At 26.6% G+C, this 18,687-nt stretch carries 19 protein-coding genes and 1 pseudogene; 17 read left to right on the top strand and 3 right to left on the bottom strand.

The genetic code is table 4. The features are described from left to right. Positions 1–32 precede the first annotated feature (32 nt). On the top strand, positions 33–2,072 hold the full coding sequence (locus SKUN_RS06825) for a spiroplasma phage ORF1-like family protein (RefSeq protein WP_083436125.1): 2,040 nt from the start codon (positions 33–35) through the stop codon (positions 2,070–2,072). 11 nt (positions 2,073–2,083) lie between these two features. Here the strand turns inward: SKUN_RS06825 and SKUN_RS06820 are convergent, their stop codons facing one another. Further along, positions 2,084–2,539, bottom strand: coding sequence for a lipoprotein (locus tag SKUN_RS06820; protein ID WP_053391390.1), 456 nt, complete (start codon positions 2,537–2,539; stop codon positions 2,084–2,086). Between the two features lie 79 nt (positions 2,540–2,618). Between SKUN_RS06820 and SKUN_RS11925 the strand changes: the two are divergent. Then, a pseudogene (locus SKUN_RS11925) lies at positions 2,619–3,605 on the top strand (IS30 family transposase). Positions 3,606–3,737: 132 nt separating this feature from the next. Here SKUN_RS11925 and SKUN_RS09550 read toward each other — a convergent pair. After that, positions 3,738–3,875 (bottom strand): hypothetical protein, encoded by a 138-nt coding sequence (locus SKUN_RS09550; protein WP_158500826.1) that lies wholly within the window; start codon positions 3,873–3,875, stop codon positions 3,738–3,740. A gap of 180 nt (positions 3,876–4,055) precedes the next feature. Between SKUN_RS09550 and ptsP the strand changes: the two genes are divergently transcribed. The 8 genes from ptsP to gatB all read left to right on the top strand — a co-directional run bounded on the left by ptsP (position 4,056) and on the right by gatB (position 13,623). After that, a complete protein-coding gene (gene ptsP / locus SKUN_RS06805) occupies positions 4,056–5,789 on the top strand; it encodes a phosphoenolpyruvate--protein phosphotransferase (RefSeq protein ID WP_053391387.1) in 1,734 nt (577 codons plus the stop codon). 57 nt (positions 5,790–5,846) lie between these two features. Beyond that, positions 5,847–5,978, top strand: a complete 132-nt coding sequence (locus tag SKUN_RS11480; RefSeq protein WP_268794830.1) for a hypothetical protein — start codon at positions 5,847–5,849, stop codon at positions 5,976–5,978. A 200-nt stretch (positions 5,979–6,178) separates the two neighbouring features. Beyond that, entirely contained in the window at positions 6,179–6,661 is a 483-nt protein-coding gene (locus tag SKUN_RS06800) for a PTS sugar transporter subunit IIA (protein WP_053391386.1), read from the top strand. A gap of 114 nt (positions 6,662–6,775) precedes the next feature. Continuing rightward, complete coding sequence (locus SKUN_RS06795; protein WP_053391385.1) at positions 6,776–8,401, top strand: hypothetical protein; 1,626 nt, start codon at positions 6,776–6,778, stop codon at positions 8,399–8,401. Between the two features lie 11 nt (positions 8,402–8,412). Beyond that, positions 8,413–10,416: an NAD-dependent DNA ligase LigA gene (gene ligA / locus SKUN_RS06790; protein ID WP_053391384.1), complete on the top strand. Its 2,004-nt coding sequence runs from the start codon at positions 8,413–8,415 to the stop codon at positions 10,414–10,416. Position 10,417: 1 nt separating this feature from the next. Continuing rightward, positions 10,418–10,711 carry an Asp-tRNA(Asn)/Glu-tRNA(Gln) amidotransferase subunit GatC gene (gene gatC, locus SKUN_RS06785; protein WP_053391383.1) on the top strand — a complete coding sequence of 98 codons (294 nt, stop codon included), beginning with the start codon at positions 10,418–10,420 and terminating at the stop codon, positions 10,709–10,711. A gap of 1 nt (position 10,712) precedes the next feature. Continuing rightward, on the top strand, positions 10,713–12,188 hold the full coding sequence (locus SKUN_RS06780; RefSeq protein ID WP_053391382.1) for an amidase family protein: 1,476 nt from the start codon (positions 10,713–10,715) through the stop codon (positions 12,186–12,188). Continuing rightward, positions 12,181–13,623: an Asp-tRNA(Asn)/Glu-tRNA(Gln) amidotransferase subunit GatB gene (gene gatB, locus SKUN_RS06775; RefSeq protein WP_053391381.1), complete on the top strand. Its 1,443-nt coding sequence runs from the start codon at positions 12,181–12,183 to the stop codon at positions 13,621–13,623. Before SKUN_RS06780 ends, gatB begins: the two co-directional genes overlap by 8 nt. Before the next feature lie 9 nt (positions 13,624–13,632). Here the strand turns inward: gatB and SKUN_RS06770 are convergent, their stop codons facing one another. Beyond that, complete coding sequence (locus SKUN_RS06770; protein ID WP_053391380.1) at positions 13,633–14,334, bottom strand: potassium channel family protein; 702 nt, start codon at positions 14,332–14,334, stop codon at positions 13,633–13,635. Positions 14,335–14,437: 103 nt separating this feature from the next. On the opposite strand from SKUN_RS06770, the gene SKUN_RS06765 reads away from it, so the two are divergent. From SKUN_RS06765 to SKUN_RS06745, 7 genes are all read left to right on the top strand, one after another. Continuing rightward, positions 14,438–16,030: a TrkH family potassium uptake protein gene (locus SKUN_RS06765; protein WP_053391379.1), complete on the top strand. Its 1,593-nt coding sequence runs from the start codon at positions 14,438–14,440 to the stop codon at positions 16,028–16,030. A gap of 103 nt (positions 16,031–16,133) precedes the next feature. Next, complete coding sequence (locus SKUN_RS09545) at positions 16,134–16,295, top strand: hypothetical protein (RefSeq protein WP_158500825.1); 162 nt, start codon at positions 16,134–16,136, stop codon at positions 16,293–16,295. Between the two features lie 75 nt (positions 16,296–16,370). Continuing rightward, on the top strand, positions 16,371–16,595 hold the full coding sequence (locus SKUN_RS06760) for a hypothetical protein (RefSeq protein WP_053391378.1): 225 nt from the start codon (positions 16,371–16,373) through the stop codon (positions 16,593–16,595). Positions 16,596–17,016: 421 nt separating this feature from the next. Further along, entirely contained in the window at positions 17,017–17,166 is a 150-nt protein-coding gene (locus SKUN_RS09540; protein WP_158500824.1) for a hypothetical protein, read from the top strand. Between the two features lie 165 nt (positions 17,167–17,331). Beyond that, positions 17,332–17,562, top strand: coding sequence for a hypothetical protein (locus SKUN_RS06755; RefSeq protein ID WP_053391377.1), 231 nt, complete (start codon positions 17,332–17,334; stop codon positions 17,560–17,562). Between the two features lie 315 nt (positions 17,563–17,877). Beyond that, a complete protein-coding gene (locus tag SKUN_RS06750) occupies positions 17,878–18,090 on the top strand; it encodes a hypothetical protein (protein ID WP_144416783.1) in 213 nt (70 codons plus the stop codon). Between the two features lie 274 nt (positions 18,091–18,364). After that, a complete protein-coding gene (locus tag SKUN_RS06745) occupies positions 18,365–18,673 on the top strand; it encodes a hypothetical protein (protein WP_053391375.1) in 309 nt (102 codons plus the stop codon). Positions 18,674–18,687 lie beyond the last annotated feature (14 nt).

Raw genomic sequence — 18,687 nt, 5'->3', positions numbered from 1 at the left:
TTTACCAACATTAATACCTTTTCGTACAGTTGATGAAAGGTATTAATGAAACTGATTTTATTAATACAATGTTTTTACGCAGCAGTTTTTTTGAAAATTGGTCTGAAACAAATTATTTTATTAATCCAACTTTAAAAACATCAAAAAAATTATTGTTTAATGATAAATGGTATTTGGATTTTTTACAAGATAGTTATTCAACGGGATTTGTTTATGATAAACCAAGTTCATCTTTTTTTAGTTTTTATCAAATGTGAGATAGTTGAAAAAATACATATATGGTTAAAAAATTTTATGATGTTAAAAAGGAAAATTTTTTAAATGATTTAACTGATTTTATTTATGCTTTTGCCGTAAAATATAATATGTATGATGTGTCTAAAAAAATTGTCGACAATGTTGGGCGTTATAAAGAAAATCGTTATCCAAGAGTTAAGTTAAAACAAGATAATTGAAAATTAATTCCTAGGGATAATGATGTTTTAGTACCACCCAAAGTAATTGGTTCTACTGATAAAAATAAATATGTAAAAGAAGATGATAGGAAATATATTGTAATTTATCCATATCTAATCCAACAATGAAACATAATTAAAACAGATACAAAAAATATTAATAATATCTTTGCATGAAGTTCCAAAGCAATAATTTATTATTGAGATGGCGTTGGTCAACCTGAAACACCAACTATCAACGAAAACACCGGTGAAATTACAGATTGAAATACTTATCAACAAAATTTCGTAAAAGAATTTATTAATTATTCTTTAACTGCTGTTTTGCAAGAAAATATTAGAGTTCAACAAGGTGGTAGTGCGGATTATGAAAATCCGAATAAGGTTGGAACAAAGTGGATAATTTATGATTTTGAGACGGTTGATGAATTATATGTTAAAAATATTAAAAAAGCAATTTATCGGATGATTTTGACTGTTGATGAAGCAAATTTAATTATTTCGGGTAGTTTGGAATTAAATAATGTTAATAGTGATGATTTAAGTTTTAATTTTAGTTTTATGCGAACGGTAACGGGTGAAGTTTTTAATTTTAATAGTTCAATTTATTCATCATTAAATAATAAAGATTTAAGATATTATCAACAGTTTAACGGTCAATTTGATTTATCTAAGTTTTTACAGTCGTTTTTTGCAAGTGCTTTGGTGCCAGTGTTCCAAAATCGTAGTTCGTTTATTGAAAATGGATATATTAATAATTTACAGTATGATACTGTTTTAGTTAACTTTTTTGCGTTGAAATTGCAAAATTTTAATAATATTTTGTTGAGTGAAAATATTAACGATAAATTACAATTTGATAAATTATTAAATAGTATGTTTAAGATTTCACAGAAATTTTATACTAATTATTTACGAACGATTTTTGATTTAGAAAATAATACTTATGTACAAGGATATAATAAAAAATATGGTTTATTAGTAAATAATGGTTTTAAAATTTATCCACGATATTTTTATTTTTCAGATAAATATAAGCAATTAGATATTAAATTATATTCAGCATTTAAAAATCGGTTTTATACCATTAATAATTATGGTAGTGTTTTTAATTATGATTTTTCGGTTGTTAATAATTATGATATTAAGTTAAATTCTGGTTATGTTTTTGGTGGTGATTTACAATCAAAATATGGTTTGCAATATAAGAAAATTGAAGAACAAAAAATTGGTTATAATGTTTTTGAATTGCAAGCACAAAAAGAAAATGATATGTACCGTTATTATGATTTTAATTTTGGGATTTATAATTGACAAGAGATAAATAGTGGTGGTTTATTCCCTGATAAACAATGATGACAAGTTCAATATATAACTCCTAAAGGTTGATGAGATTTTGGTGCTCATATTAAAAATGCGGTGATTTGGATTGTTAATACTATTCCGGGAGTTAAACAAGTTAACGAGTTAGCGAGTGGTGTTGGCAAGGTTTTTGAGACAGTATATAGTTTTTTTAGTCAAATATTTGAGGTATGAAAATTTAATCATGCATTGTATAGTACAATAACAAATATTTTTTTATTAATTATCTTTATGAAATTTGTACGATTAATATAAAAAAGGAACTGTTATTCAGTTCCTTTTTGTTCTTTTCAATCAGTAATTTCACTGGTGTTTTCGTTGATTGTTGGTGTTTCAGGTTCACCATCACCATCTCAATAATAAATTATTGCTTTGGAACTTCATGCAAAGATATTATTAATATTTTTTGTATCTGTTTTAATTATGTTTCATTGTTGGATTAGATATGGATAAATTACAATATATTTCCTATCATCTTCTTTTACATATTTATTTTTATCAGTAGAAACAATTACTTTGGGTGGTACTAAAACATCATTATCCCTAGGAATTAATTTTCAATTACTATCTTTTGGTGGTTGTTGTGGTTTTAGTGTAGTTTCTGCTTTATTGCCCTCGTTTTTACTATTATTATTTGATTTAAGTGTTTTACAAGCAATCAAACTTGTTGTGCTTGTTGCTGTTAATCCGATTGTTCCTATTATGCTAAGTCATTTTTTCATATTTTTATCTCCTTATTTAAAATGTTATAATTATAATATATAAATTATAACATATTTTAATATAATTAGGAGGTAAGTTGTGAAAAAATATGAAAGATTAGATATTAACGAAAGAGTAAATTTAGAAAAATTAAAAGATAATGAATTATTTAAAAAGAAAAATGAAACAATTAATATTAGAAAAATTGCTAAGCAAATGAATAGGTCTTATTCTGTAATTTGAGAAGAATTAAATATGTTTGATAATATTAATGATTATAATGCTTCAAAAGCACAAAAAATACATGATAAAAATAAAAAACAATGTCGTAAGTATTTAATGTTAAATTCACAAGAACTAAGTCATTTTTCGAATGAATATAATAATTTTGGTCGTTCGCCACAAAATATTATTACTTCGTATGAATTACAATATAATGTAAAATTTGGTGTATGTTTTAAAACAATGTATAAATATATTAGATTAGGTTATTTTAATTTAAAAAAATAAATGTTATATTTTAAAAATAAAAAAATAAAAACAAAAAATGGTGAAAAAAATGATAATCGTGGTGTATTGCTTAATATTAGAGATTATAAACATTTTTTAAATGATTATGGAGATGATTTAAATTTTAGTGGAATTTGAGAAATGGATACTATTGATTGTGGTAATTTTTATTTGTTAGTTTTAGTGAATCGTAATTCTAAAATAATTTTTTATGATATTTTATTCAGTAAAAAGGCAAGTATTGTATTAACAATTTTAATGAAAATGATTAACCAAATTGGTATTAGTAAATTTAGTTGTATTTTAACCGATAGAGGAAAAGAATTTTATAGATGAAAAATAATAGAAAAACATTTTAAAATAAGAGTTTATTTTTGTGATGCTGGTAAACCTCGTCAGAAAGCATTAGTAGAAAGAATAAATAGAGATATAAGGCGATGATTAGGTAAAAATGAGTCATTAATTAATATTCGTAGTAGATTAAAACCTATTTTAGATATATTAAATAATACAATTAGACCTTGTTTGGAAAATTTTACATCAAGACAATATTTTAAAAAAATTTTTTCAAATTAAATTAATGTTTGCATATGATTAATAAAATCTATTTTTTTGTTATGTTTAATTTTATAATTTTGAAAATAAATATTAAAAATAATATTTTTATTTTGTTATTTTTTGTAATTATTGATTTTTATTTTTAATTTGTTATAATTTTATTAAATTTTTATCGTTTAGTTTTACAGTATATACAGTATTAATAACATTATTTTTACCATACTTTTTTACTAGCGACCGCAAAATAAAATAATGTTTTCTTTTAAATAAAAAATCAACTCCTTTCAAAGTTGATTTGTTGCACTTCGATTACACTATGCCAAATAAAAAAATAGTTACTTAAATTTATTGTTTTTTACAGAAAATAATGTTTTATAACAAAAAGTCTAGTTAAAATGCAACAATTTTCCAGTTTTCGGTATATAATAAAAATAGTTTTAGTAAAAAGAGAAGTGAGGATTTTTTATTATGTCAAAAAAACTGCACGGGATAGGTGCCAGCAATGGAATTGCAATTGCCAAAGTTTTTAAATTAGAAGAACCAAAATATGAAATTTCGAATAATACGGTTTCTGATTCGGTAAAAGAAATTAAAATACTAGAAGCAGCAATGCAAAAGGCAAACACAGATATTGAAAAACTACAAAAGATTGCCTTAGACAAATTAGGAGCGGAAAAAGCAGCAATTTTTGAAGCACATAAGGAAATTTTGTGTGATCCAGCAATGATTGATGAAGCAAAAAATATCGTTAAGAGTAATAACAATAATGTAGCATATGCAATTCATACTGTTGCTCAAAAGTTTATTACAATGTTTGCAAGTATGGATGATCCATATTTTAAAGAGCGTGCAGCTGATGTTAAAGATGTAACTGATCGTTTAATTAAGTATATTTTAAATGTTCCGGTCTTAGATTTAGCAACTATTAGTGAAGAAGTTATTATTGTTGCTGAAGATTTAACACCTTCACAAACAGCGCAGTTAAATCCTAAATTTGTGAAAGGATTTAGTTGTGATATAGGGGGGCGTACTAGTCATGCTGCAATTATGGCCCGTAGTCTAGAAATTCCAGCTGTCTTAGGATTAAAAGAAATTACAAAACAAGCAAACCATCATGAAATAATTATGATTAATGGAACAACAGGAGAAGTTATCTTAAATCCAACATCGGTGGAGATTAAAACTTGGACAACAGAAAAAGAAAAATTTTTACAATTGCAACAAGAACTATTAGCATTTAAAGATAAACCAACAGTTTCAAAAGATGGATATCAAAAATTTTTTTTAGAAGGAAATATTGGAGCACCAAAAGATGTTCAAGGTGTTTTGGATAATGGTGGGGAAGGAATTGGATTATTTAGAAGTGAGTTCTTATATATGTATAATGACCATTTCCCAACTGAAGATGAGCAATATGAAGCTTATAAAGGTGTTTTGGAAGGAATGCAAGGGCGCCCAGTGATTATTCGAACATTGGATATTGGTGGTGATAAAAAATTATCATATTTTAAATTTCCAGAAGAAATGAACCCATTTTTAGGATATCGTGCGATTCGCCTTTGTTTAGATAAAACAGATGTTTTTCGAACACAATTACGTGCTTTATTACGTGCTAGTGTGCATGGGAAAGTTGGTATTATGTTTCCAATGATTGCGACAGTTGATGAATTTAAAACTGCAAAAAAAATTACTTTAGAAGAAAAAGCAATTTTACTTAAAGAAGGACATAAAGTTGCAGACAATATTGAAATTGGAATGATGATGGAAATTCCAGCAGCAGCAATGTTAGCTGATCAGTTTGCAAAACACGCTGATTTCTTTTCAATTGGAACTAATGATTTAATTCAATATACAATGGCAGCTGATCGAATGAGCCAATTTGTGGCATATTTATACCAGCCATATAATCCATCTGTTTTACGTTTAATTAAAACAATTATTGATGGTGCCCATAAAGAAGGAAAATGGGTTGGAATGTGTGGTGAAATGGCTGGAGAGGAACAAGCAATTCCGCTTTTAATGGGAATGAAATTAGATTACTTTTCAATGTCTGCCACAAGTATTTTAAATGTGCGTCATATTATTAGCAAATTAAAAGTTTCGGCAATGGAACAATTAGTAACAGAAGCATTAGAATGCCAAACGGGTGATGAAGTTTTGGCTTTAATTAAAAAAAGAACAAAAAATGCTTTAGAAGTCTAAAATTTTGATAAAACAGCATTATATAGTGTTATTTTTTTATTAAAATAGGTGATTTAAATGATAAATCTAAATACGTATGTAATAATTGACCTTCCATTACCAGTTTTAATTGTTTTTGTTGTTATTTTTATGGCATTATCAATTATTAGTGGATTTTGATATTGAAGACAGCGATTAAACAGAAGATAACAATTCGGGTTGCTTTTCAAAAAAATAAGTATTTAATTTTTTATTATGTTTCTTTTACTTAATTAGTTCTATTTTGGTTTTAGTTAAACAATTAGTTGGTTTCCCATTGTTTTAAAAATAGCACATAAATTTAATAATTTTATAGTATACTAAAGATAGATGACAAAGTTGTCTGCTTAATGAAAAAAGGAGAAGAAAAGATGGGATTATTTAGTAAGAAACCAAAAGAACTTGAAATAATTGCCCCTGTAGATGGTCAAGTTATTGTTTTAGATAAAGTTGAAGATGAAATATTTTCACAAAAAATGCTAGGTGAGGGTTTAGCAATTAAACCAAGTGCTGGTAATTTTATTGCTCCAATTGCTGGGAAATTAATTACCGTTTTTCCGACAGGTCATGCTTATGGAATCAAAAGTAATAATGGTGTTAAAATGTTATTACATATCGGAATGGATACAGTTTCATTAAATGGAAAAGGATTCGATATTCAAGTAAAACAAGATGATAATGTTAAACAAGGGGATTTATTATGTAATGTTGATTTAGCAGTTTTAAAAGCTGAAAATGTACCAAGTTTAGATACACCAATTGTTTTTACACCAGAAACAATGAGCGGTAAGACAATTAATATTATTAAAACAGGTAATGTTAAACAAGGAGAAATTATTGCTGTTATTAAATAGGAAATAATTTTAACTAATAAGTGATTTATAAAATGGAAATCACTTTTATTTTTGTTTATAAAGTATATTATATACTGTTTTTGCTATAATTGTTAAGAAAGGAAAGAAGGTCAAATGGTAAAAATAGTTTTAATTGCGATTGTTTTTTTCTTATATTATTATTGAGTCTTTTCTTCAACAGGGGCAATTTTAGCCGAATTTTTAAAAATTCGAACTAAAAATATTTATTTTGGGATGATTATGGGTTTTTTCTTTTATTTTGCTGTTATTTCTTTTTTGCTAATTCCATTAGAATTTATTCCTAATTTACGTTATATTATTTTAGTTTATTCATTATTATCAATTAATATTTTATATTCATTATTTTTGTTATTATTTATTCGTTATTGATTTAATATTAATTTATGAGATTGAAATCACGCCATTTTTTTTGTTGCATTTGGTGTTTTTATGGCATTATATTATGCTAAAAATTATTTTATTGCTCCTTCAGGTTCAAACATTACTAATAGTTATATTTTAAGTTTTTATTTTTTTGCTTCAGTTGATAATAATATTATTTTTAAATTAAATCCAAATGTTACGATTGCTAATGCTAAAGCTTTAGCAACATTATCTTGGTTTACAAATGTTTCAGTTTGATTTGTAATGACTGGAATTGATCCAAGTGATATTATTTGAAATTTATTAAATATTTTAGATGCAATGCTATTTGCTTCAATTTTTGTAACATTATTGAGTAATTTTGCTAATAAAAAAAGTAATTGTTTTTTAATTGGTACTTTATCACTCCTTGTTTTATCTGCCTCAAAATTATTAATTTATTATTTTGGATATGATTCATGGCATCAACAGAATATGTTAACTGGTTTATTTTTTGTCACTTTTATTTTAATGACAATTTACACAAATGAAGAATACCGCAGTCGTAATATTCCTTGAATTATTGGTATTATTTTTGCAAGTTATATTACCTTTGAATGAGATGCATCGTATATTATGTTATTTATTATTTATGTTTCAACATGAATTAGTATGTTAAAATATAAAACTAATTTCTTAAAAGATATGGTTAAGTTTACTTTATTTTCAACATTATGTTTTATCTTTTACAACGCACAAATAAAAAATATTTTACTAATTTTTATTTTTTTAGGATTATTTTTGTTAATGATAATTTTATCATTTTTGTTATATCGCAATTATTCACGAGTACATGATATTGAAGTAATGATGTACCTAGGGCAAAAAAAATTATTATTTGTTGTACCAATTATTTTTACTCTAATTTCAGTAGTTATTGTTTTAGCAATGGGGGAAAATAACTTAAATTTTTGAACATTAGAAACAATTGCATCAGCCTTATATGTGCAGTTAGAATTAGGGAGTTGAAAACCATGAACAAATATTGTATTTTTAATTATTTCTTTTGTTTTTTTAGGTTTAGCTTTAATTTGATTATTCCTTTTTGAACAAATTCCGAATTTTGTTGCAAAAACTCCAATTAATATGCTATCAATTTTAACAGTAACTTTTTTTAATCCGTTAGTTGGTCGTTTTTTAATTTTAATTTTTAATGAACAGGCTTTGTTAAACAATGATACGGTTTTTATTGTTGCGTTATTAGTTGCCTTAAATATTAGTATTTATGCATTGAAAATTAAACCGTTTAAAAAATGGCATTTTAAAAAACCACCAATTTCCCCGCATCATAAAAAAAACCTAAAAATAATAAAATAAAGGAGGATATTATGACTTTTGAACAAGCAAAAAAACGTAGTTTAGTATTAAAAGAGCAGTTAGAACAATGAAATTATGAATATTATGTGAATGATAACCCTAGTGTCAGTGATCAAGAATATGATCGAGCAATGCAAGAATTAATTGCAATTGAACAACGATATAGTGAATTAATTACAATTGATTCTCCAACGCAACGTGTTTATGGTCAAGTTAGCGAAAAGTTTAATAAATATATTCATACAAGTCCAATGTTAAGTTTGGGAAACGCATTTAATTATGATGATTTAATTCATTTTGATGAACAAATTAAAGAATTGACTGGTTTGCCAGAGGTTGAATATACTTGTGAATTAAAAATTGATGGATTATCAATTTCATTAGTTTATGATAATCATCTTTTATTGATGGGGGCAACTCGTGGAGATGGTATTACTGGTGAAGATGTTACTATTAATATTAAACAAATTAAATCAATTCCGCTTCGAATTGTCCAACCAACTTTAACTGTTCGAGGTGAAGTTTATTTATCAGTTGAAGAATTTAAGAAGATAAATGAGGAACGTGCAAAAAATGGCGAATCTGAATTTGCTAATCCTCGAAATGTAGCAGCAGGAACTTTGAGGCAATTAGATTCAACAATTGTTGCAAAACGAAAGTTAAATGCATTTTTATATTATTATGTTAATGCTTTGCAGGATGGAATTCAATCACAGTATGAAGCGTTACAAAGATTAGAACAATTAAAATTTAAAACAAATTCTGAGTATCGTTATTGTTCAAATATTGCGGCAGTGTGAGCATATATTCAAGAGTATGAACCAAAACGTCATCAATTAGGTTATGAAATTGATGGAATTGTGATTAAAGTTAATAACTTAAATTTATATAATCGCATAGGTTATACTGCTAAAAATCCAAAATGAGCAATAGCTTATAAATTTCCAGCAGAAGTTGTGGTTACAAAATTGCTTAATATTTTTCCTTCTGTTGGAAGAACAGGACGTATTACTTATAATGCTGTTCTTGAGCCAGTTCGTATTGCAGGAACAATTGTACGAGCAGCAACATTACATAATGCTGATTTTATTACTGAGCGTGATATTCGGATTGGTGATAATGTTCAAGTTAAAAAAGCGGGGGATATTATTCCGGAAGTGATTAATTATGTTGCAGCTTGTCGCCCAAAAAATACTCAAAAATGACATGAGGCAACACATTGTCCAGAATGTAATTCTTTATTAGAACGTGTTGAAGGTGAGGTTGACCAGTATTGTATTAATTCTGTTTGTCCTAAAAAAATTACTCGGGCGTTAGAACATTATTGTTCACGAAATGCGATGAATATTGAAGGAGTTAGTGAAAAAATTATTGAACGATTATTTAAATTAGGATATTTAAAAAGTTTTAGTGATTTATATCAATTAGAGCAATACCGAGCGGAAATTATTGAATTAGAAAATTTTGGTGAAAAATCATTTGAAAATATGATTGCTTCAATTAATAATTCAAAAAATAATTCCTTAGAGCGACTATTGTTTGCATTAGGAATTCGACATGTTGGTCAAAAAACAGCAAAATTATTAGCACGACAATTTAAAACAATTTCTAATTTAGCCGCCATGAATATTGAACAATTATCAATTATTAATGATATTGGTCCAATTGTAGCAGCTAGTGTTGTTGATTATTTTGCAATTCCAGATAATCAACAAGAACTTAACTTACTACGCCAAAAAGGGGTTAAAATTGAGTATTATGCTACTAATCAGCATTTAGCACAGAAGTTTGAAAATTATCGGTTTGTGATTACCGGAGTTTTGTCAAAACCACGAGAATATTTTAAAGAGTTAATTGAAAGTTATGGTGGGCAAATTTCTGAAAGTGTTAGTGCAAAAACCACTTATTTATTGGCGGGGGCTGATGCTGGTAATAAATTAGTAAAAGCACAAAAATTAAATGTTAAAATTATTAATGAAGAAGAATTTCAACAATTATTAAATAAGGAGGGATAAGATGGCACGAATTAGAAAAGAAGTGTTACAAATTTTAGTACATGATATTATGCTAGATTTACAAGATGAGGAACTAACTAATTTAAGTCAAGAATTTGATGTTATTTTAAAACAAATGGATTTAGTACAAAAAATTGATACAACTAATGTTCATTCAATGCATTTTCCATTTGATTTAACAGTTGACTATTTGCGTGAGGATGATGAGATTGATGTTGCTCCGCAAGCTGAAATTTTAGCGGCAGCACCAAAAAAAATAGATGATTATATTGTAATTAATAAGGTTGTTAAATAGAATGGCAGCTTATTCAATCAAAGAATTACATCATCTTTTAGTTGCTAAAAAAATTACTCCATCGCAAATAGTTAAGAATGCTTTTACTAATTTAGACAAATATCAGGTTTTAAATGCAACAGTCACAGAATTAAAAACAGAAGCCACAGCTTTGGCAGCTAAATTAGACCACCTTGTTGTTCCTAAAAATAATTATTTATTTGCCTTACCATATTTTGCAAAAGATAATTTTGCAACAAAAGGAATTAAGACAACGGCGAGTTCAAAAATTTTAGAAAATTTTATTCCAAATTATGAATCAACAGTAACTAATATTTTGAAAGAAAACAATAGTATTTTATTAGGAAAAGCAGCTTTGGATGAGTTAGGAATGGGTGGGCATGGTTTATATGCATTAACAGGGGATGTTTTAAACCCTTGAGATTTAAGTCGGATTACTGGTGGTTCATCATCTGGCTCAGCAGCTTTAGTTGTAGCTGGTGTTGTTCCATTTGCATTAGGAACAGATACAGGTGATTCAGTACGAAAACCAGCAGGTTATTGTGGTGTTGTTGGTTTTAAACCAACTTATGGTTTAATTTCACGGTATGGTGTTTTTCCTTATGCGCCATCATTAGATACGGTTGGATATTTTACTAGAACTGTTGAAGACAGTGCAATTGTTTTTGATTATTTAGCACAAGAAGATCACAAGGATGCAACCTCATTAAAGAGTAAGGAACAAGGTTATTTTAAAAATTTATCATCAGAAAAAATCAAAAAACAAAAATTTGCTTATTTAAAAAATGCGCATATGATTCTTCCAAATGAAATTAGAATTCATTTTGATCATTTATATGATGAATTAACAGCCCGCGGGATTAGTGTTACAGCAATTGATTTTCCAGAAGATTTACTAAAAGCATTAATGCCAGTTTATATGGTGATTTCTTTTGCCGAAGCAGTAAGTAGTCATTCAATGTTGGATGGAATTAATTATGGAACACGAGTTGATGGGGACACTTATCAAGAAGTAATGATGAATTCACGAACTAATGGTTTTGGTCATGTTGTTAAACGTCGTTATGTTATTGGTTCATACACTTTAACAAAAAATAACCAAACATTATTATTTTTAAAAGCAAAACAAGTACGACGCTTAATTGTCAATGCTTTAACTACTGTTTTTTCAAAATATGACTTTTTATTATTACCAGCTGCATCAGCGATTGCTCCAAAAATTACTACTATTAAAGATCAAATTTTAACAGAGGCAGAACTAGAAAATTATGTTGATGATTTATTAGTATTAGGTAATTTAATGGGTAATCCATCATTAACTGTTCCGCTTGCTTTTGTTGATAAAATGCCAATTGGAATAAATGTTAATGCTGCTCCTTTTGCTGACCAAAAGGTCTTTAATGCTAGTTTATTAATTGAAGAGATTGTTGGAATTAAAAATAAAGTGGTACCAGAAAGGGGGAAAAATCATGATTAATTTTGAGGTAGTAATTGGAATTGAAAATCACGTTGAATTAAAAACAAAGACAAAAATGTTTTCTTCTGGCGCAGTGAGTTATGGGGCTAAACCGAATAGTATGGTTAATCCAATGGATGTTGGGTATCCAGGAGTAATGCCAACAGTTAATAAAAAGGGAGTTGAGTTAGCGTTAATTGCTTGCCAAGCACTTAATTTGACAATTGATCCAGTCATTCAATTTGATCGTAAAAATTATTATTACCCTGATTTAGCAAAAGGTTTTCAAATTACGCAGCAATATTATCCAATTGGTCAAAATGGATATTTAACTATTATTGATGAGAATAATAAACCTTTTAAAGTAGAAATTGAACGTCTGCATATTGAAGAAGATACTGCTAAACAGTTGCATGAAGAAGACCAAACGTTATTAGACTATAATCGTGCTGGAATTGGTTTAATTGAAATTGTAACTCGCCCTGTATTACGGTCAGCGTTTCAAGTTCGTCAATATTTAGAAGCTTTACGTGAAATTTTAGTTTATACAAAAGTTAGTAATGCTAAAATGAATGAGGGTTCATTACGATGTGATGTTAACATTTCGTTACGTCCAATTGGTGTCAAAACATTTGGTTATAAGGTTGAATTAAAAAATCTTAATTCAATTGCAAATGTTGAAAAGGCAATTGAATATGAAATTACAAGACAAAGTGAACTTTTATTAATGGGAAAAAGAATTGAACAAGAAACACGCCGATTTGATGAAAAAACAAAAACAACGGTTTTAATGCGTCATAAAACTGATGCTATTGATTATAAATATTTTTCTGAACCAAATATTTTTCCAATTAAATTAGATCCAAATTGAATGACAAAAGTTCTTAAAAATATGCCAGAATTACCAGCTGTCAAACGTAAACGTTATTTATTAAAATTAAATTTAAAACCAGCTGATATTGAAATTATTTTACAAGATTATGCCTTAATGAATTTTTTTGAAGCAACAATTAAGTTATCACCACATTATGAAATGATTGCTCATTATTTAATTGGTGATATTAGTGCTTATTTAAATCAAAAAGGATTAACAATAAGTGAAACATCATTAACACCACAAAATTTAGTTGAAATGATTATGTTAATTAATAAAAATATAATTTCAAATAAACAAGCCAAAATAGTGTTACAACGAATTTTAAATGAAGATTGTGCTCCAACTAAAATTATTGCTGAATTAGGTTTAAAACAAATTATTGATCCAGTTGAAATTAAAACAATTATTGAGCCAGTTTTTAATGCTAATATAGCAATGCTAGAACAATATGAGCAACGGCCAGAACGAGTAATTAAGTTTTTTATGGGTGAATTAATGAAATTAACAAAAGGACAAGTTGCCCCAGAAATTGGCCAACAAGTAGTTATTGAATTAATTACAGTGAAACAAGGGAAATAAAAAAGATGGTTACTTACCATCTTTTTCATATTCTTGATCAATTTTTTGTAATTTAATTGTTAAATCATTAATTGCACTAATTTTAGCAATAAATAATAATTCATCATCTAATTTAATTGTTTCAACATCTCCGGGTAAAATAACACGGCCTTTACGTTTAACATAAACAATATTATAATCTTTATTATTAATAAAACGTAATTCTGATAATGTTTGTCCTTCAATATTTGGATCAGTCACCTGAATAATTAATGATGCATAATTTTCATCAACAGTTTGCATTTCAATTTCAATATCAAACATTGCTTTAGTTGCCGTAATACTTCCAGCCATTGTATCTGGTTGGATAATATTATTAATTCCTAATGCTTTTAGAATTCGTGCATGACGTATATCTTTTACTTTCGCAATAATATTAGTAATTCCAAGGTCTTGTAATCCAATAATTGTTAAAATACTAGCTTCAATATTACTTGCGATTGTGATAATGACAGTATCATATTCGTCTAGTCCTTGCTCAATTAGATTTGTTTTAACTGTTGCGTCTAATGCTACGCCATCAACTTGTTCATAACTAGCAATAATATTATTAACCTTAGTTTGGTTAATATCAAAGACCATAATGTGTTGTTTTCGCGCAATTAGTGTTTCAATTATTGAACGTCCAAAATTATTTAGTCCAATAATTGCAAAACTTTTTCTTCTTGCCATTTCTTTTCCCCCTTATTGCACTTTTAATTATACTATTTTTTTTATTATTAGCAATAATTACTAACTTGTAGTATATAATAATATTAATGAAAGAGGGACATAAATGGTTTTTTTTCAATTATATTTCAAAAATATTTTTAAAAGAAAAAATGATAATAAACAACAACGTAATAATGACCCAACTGCACCATTAACACGGCGTCGTTATTGGTTACCATTCTCAAAAATATCGGGAAGATTATTTTTAGTTTATATTTTAATTGTTTTTTTAGGCGGACTACTGTTATCAATTCCAGGTTTTGTTCATGGCGGAGAACGGATGATTCTTGATGGAAAAGGTAAAATTTTAAACCATTCAGTTACTTTTGTGTGAAATTATTTAATTGGTTTATTTACTGCTGCTAGTGCTTTTTCTGATAATGGAATTACAATTAGTAATCCTGCAGCGGATTATACTTTTTGGGGACAATTGGTAATTTTAATTTTAATTCAAACAGGTGGTTTTGGAATTGCTACTTTTAAAATTATGATTTTTGTATGATTAGGGCGTCGAATTTCAATTAAAGATAAAATGCTAGTGCAAGGTGAACGAGGAAGTAGTAACTTTGGACATACAATGGATTTAATTAAAAATAGTTTTATTTTTTTAATTATTTTGGAATGTTTTGGGGCAATTTTATTATTTTGTAATTTTTATTTTTCACCATTATCAGTAGAAGGAAAATTCATGATTGATAATGTTACTTATCATAATTTTTGACGAAGTTTATGAAGCGGTGTTTTCCACTCAATTTCATCAATTAATAATGCTGGGTTTGATATTATTGGTAATTCATCATTAATGCCTTATAATACTAATTATTTTATTCAATTTGTGTTTTTATTCCAATTTATTATTGGTGGTTTAGGTTTTCCAACTTTTTACGATTTAAAACGAAAATTTGTAGCATGACAACGAAAAGAACATGTTAAATTTACCTTATTTACTAAAATTAATTTAATTACTTATATTGGTTTATCAATTATTGGTGTTTTTAGTGTTTGATTAATTGAATTTACGAATATTAATACAATCCATCCTGAAACTGCTCAGCATATGGAAAGTATTTTACGAAATTCAAAATCAAATTGAAATGGTTTTATGAATATTTTCTTTAATACAATGTCAACCAGAAATGCAGGTTATTCAACAGTTGAAATGAGTAACTTTTTACCAGGATCACGAATAGTGATGTCAATTATGATGTTTATTGGATCAGCGCCTTCTTCTACCGCAGGGGGGATTCGAACAACAACTTTAGCTGTTATTATCATTACAATTTGGTCTATTATTCGGAATAATAATAGTGTTAATGCTTTTAAACGGAAAATTCCAAATGAAACAGTAAAACGAGCGTTAGGAGTTACTGTTATTTCAGGAGGTTTAATTGCAATTGCCATTATCTGTATTAGTGCTGAAAATCCTCATCTTAATGTTTTAAATACTTTTTTTACAATTTGTAGTGCATTTGGAACAACAGGATTAAGTACTTTAAATTTTACCGAACTATATAACATTGGTATTTTAAGTACTTTAATATTTATTCTATTAATGTTTATTGGGCAATTAGGAGTTTCTTCAACGTTATTAGTTTCAATTCGTGGAAGTGCTGAAAAAGAATACAGTTATGTTGAAGAAAATATTTTAATTGGATAGGTTGAAAAAAAAATAATGTTTTTGTGAGGTACCATATACATTTAAGACCACTAAGGTGGTTTTATCGTTAAAAAGGTATTTTAAGCAAAGGAGTATTTAATATATGGAAAAAATTATGGAAAAAATTAATAATATTGTTAAACAAATAGAACAAGTAAAACAAATCTGTGGTGATGATTTCAAAAAATGACCTAACAAAATGGAACATAAGACATTAAAAATGATTTATGAAGAATTAAAAGAGGCCCAAAATGGAAATAATTAAAAATTAGTAGATGAAAAATTTGATTATTTTAATAGATGATTAAATGATTCAAGAATAAGTGATAATAATTATACAATGATTTATAACCAAATATATGAACTACAAAATAAAATTAAAAAATTATTAGATAAAGCACTTGCTGAAAAATATAAACAATATGGAATCTTGTTAGCAGACAGAGATAAATTAGAAATGTATCGTCATAATCGACTAAAGAAAAGTGATTTTTATGAAGTTAATCATAGTTGTGATTTACCTGATGGTGGAAGAGTTTGAATACATGGACATATGTTAGATTAATCTTGAAGAGATGGAAATACTATTGTTGAAGATGAAGCACATAAATATAACAGTTTGGAGGAATAATTATGCCAAAGTGAAAATGCAAAAATTGGTCAGAAGAAACTGCAATAGAACATGATTTAGAACCTTGTGATTTTTATTAGCGAGTGTGGTGGTAATTATGTGGTGCTTGTTGTGAATAAGCAATGTTTAGATCATAAGAAGATGAATAGTATATTTTAAAAAATATTTATTTATTATAAAATAAAAAGCTAGGAAAAAAATTATGAAGAAACTATGAAAAAAAACTAAAATAAATTAAAAAAATACATCAATATGCTGTGCGATGAGCAGTAGATATTTCACATATTAAATTTAAAAAAAGTACAACATAATTATTGAAAAATTTATTTATTTAATAACATAAAGGAGAAAGTTTATGCGTGAAATTTTGAACTGTGAAGCAGGATGTCATGCTCGAAAACAAAAATACGAACCCGGGTTCGATTTTCTTGCTGAATTTTCTAAAAAAGAAGATGGCATTTTTTATGAACCGCATAAACAAAATAATAAAAGGAAAAATATTTAAAACTATCGAATACATAAAACATTAATTCAATCGTATAACAAATGTGGCAATGAAGTAATTAGTTATATAATTAATACACCTGAAAGTTCATTTATATTAGCTTCTTGTTTTGTTTTTAAATATAAATTTAAAGAATACTGATTTTTAATTGGTATAATTCCGCAATTGAGTTATTGAACTAGATATATAAAAGATAATGTAAAAAAAGAGTCAAATAAAAAATATAAAGGCTATATGTTATTTCATGATTTAATTGATTTAGAATTATATGATCATGAAATTTGAGTATCTTATGAAAATAACTTAATTAAAATTTTTGATAAATCAATTAAAGAAAAAAATAAAAAATTTGAACGTTGAAATAATTTAAAAGCAAAAATTGTTAAAGAAAAATAACAAGAAAAAAACCAGGACATTGTCCTGGAAAGTAAGAAACAAGAAACCCCTATTAGTAACACCGATCCACATGATGAAGTTGATTTAGAACAATTATTGAAAGATTTATCAGCGTTATAAAGGAGGGGGAATTTAATAAATAATATGTCTACAAGACTATTATATACAAGACTATTATATAATAGTAGACTTTTTCTACGTAAAGTTATTTTTTTTGATTTAAAAAATATTCAATATTTTTGATAAACATAAAAATTACAAAAGAAATGACAAAAGAAATTACAAAAAGAGTAACAAATGGAAATGAGGGGTAAAATGAATAAATTAGTTACTTATGACAAAAGAAGTCCAATATCAATTGGCATTGATCCAGCCGGAATAGGAACTACTGGTATATTTTTAAAAATATATAAAACCAAATGACCTATACGTAAATATATACAATTGAAATCTTATAATCCAGTTGAAGCTGTATTAAAAATACAAAGTGAAATTAAAAATTTTAAGAAGTTAATAATTTTATTTTAATCGAAGTCATTGTAATTGAAAATTTGCATCAAGGTCCTGAAAAAATGAAAGAAGTTAAAGCTACCAGAGAATTAATAGGAATTATTATATATATGATACAAAAATTAGATTGCATAAGCCAAATGATAAATATAAAATTATAGTAAAAAAATTATTAAAGGAATTTGGTCAAAAAGTGAACATGCAATACATGCGCAAACAATCTTGGAAGCACATTTATTAGAAAAAGAAAGAAGGTTGAAATGTGAATTATGAAATTGGGAGGAAATAAAATATGGGAGTTAGACATATTGAAAATAAAGTATTAGTAGCAATTTTTGATGGTATTGTTACTGTATATAATAAGAGAATAAAAGATGAAGATTATAATGGTATCAAAATTTCAACTTTAACATTACAAGTTAGATGAGGTTCAAGTTATGGTTTTATTAAAAGTTATGATCCTGTTGAAATGAAAAAACTTAATCGATTTAATATTTATGATTTTTTTCGTATTAAGAGTATAATAACAAACAATTTTAATATAATGAATAAAAATAATATTTTGATTTTAATTTTAAAAGAAAAATATCGAAAAAAATAATACTTGAATTTTAA

This window comes from Spiroplasma kunkelii CR2-3x (assembly GCF_001274875.1).
Taxonomy (GTDB): domain Bacteria; phylum Bacillota_I; class Bacilli_A; order Mycoplasmatales; family Mycoplasmataceae; genus Spiroplasma; species Spiroplasma kunkelii.
The sequence above is the reverse complement of the archived record's forward strand: the minus strand, read 5'-3'. Positions and strand labels throughout refer to the sequence as shown.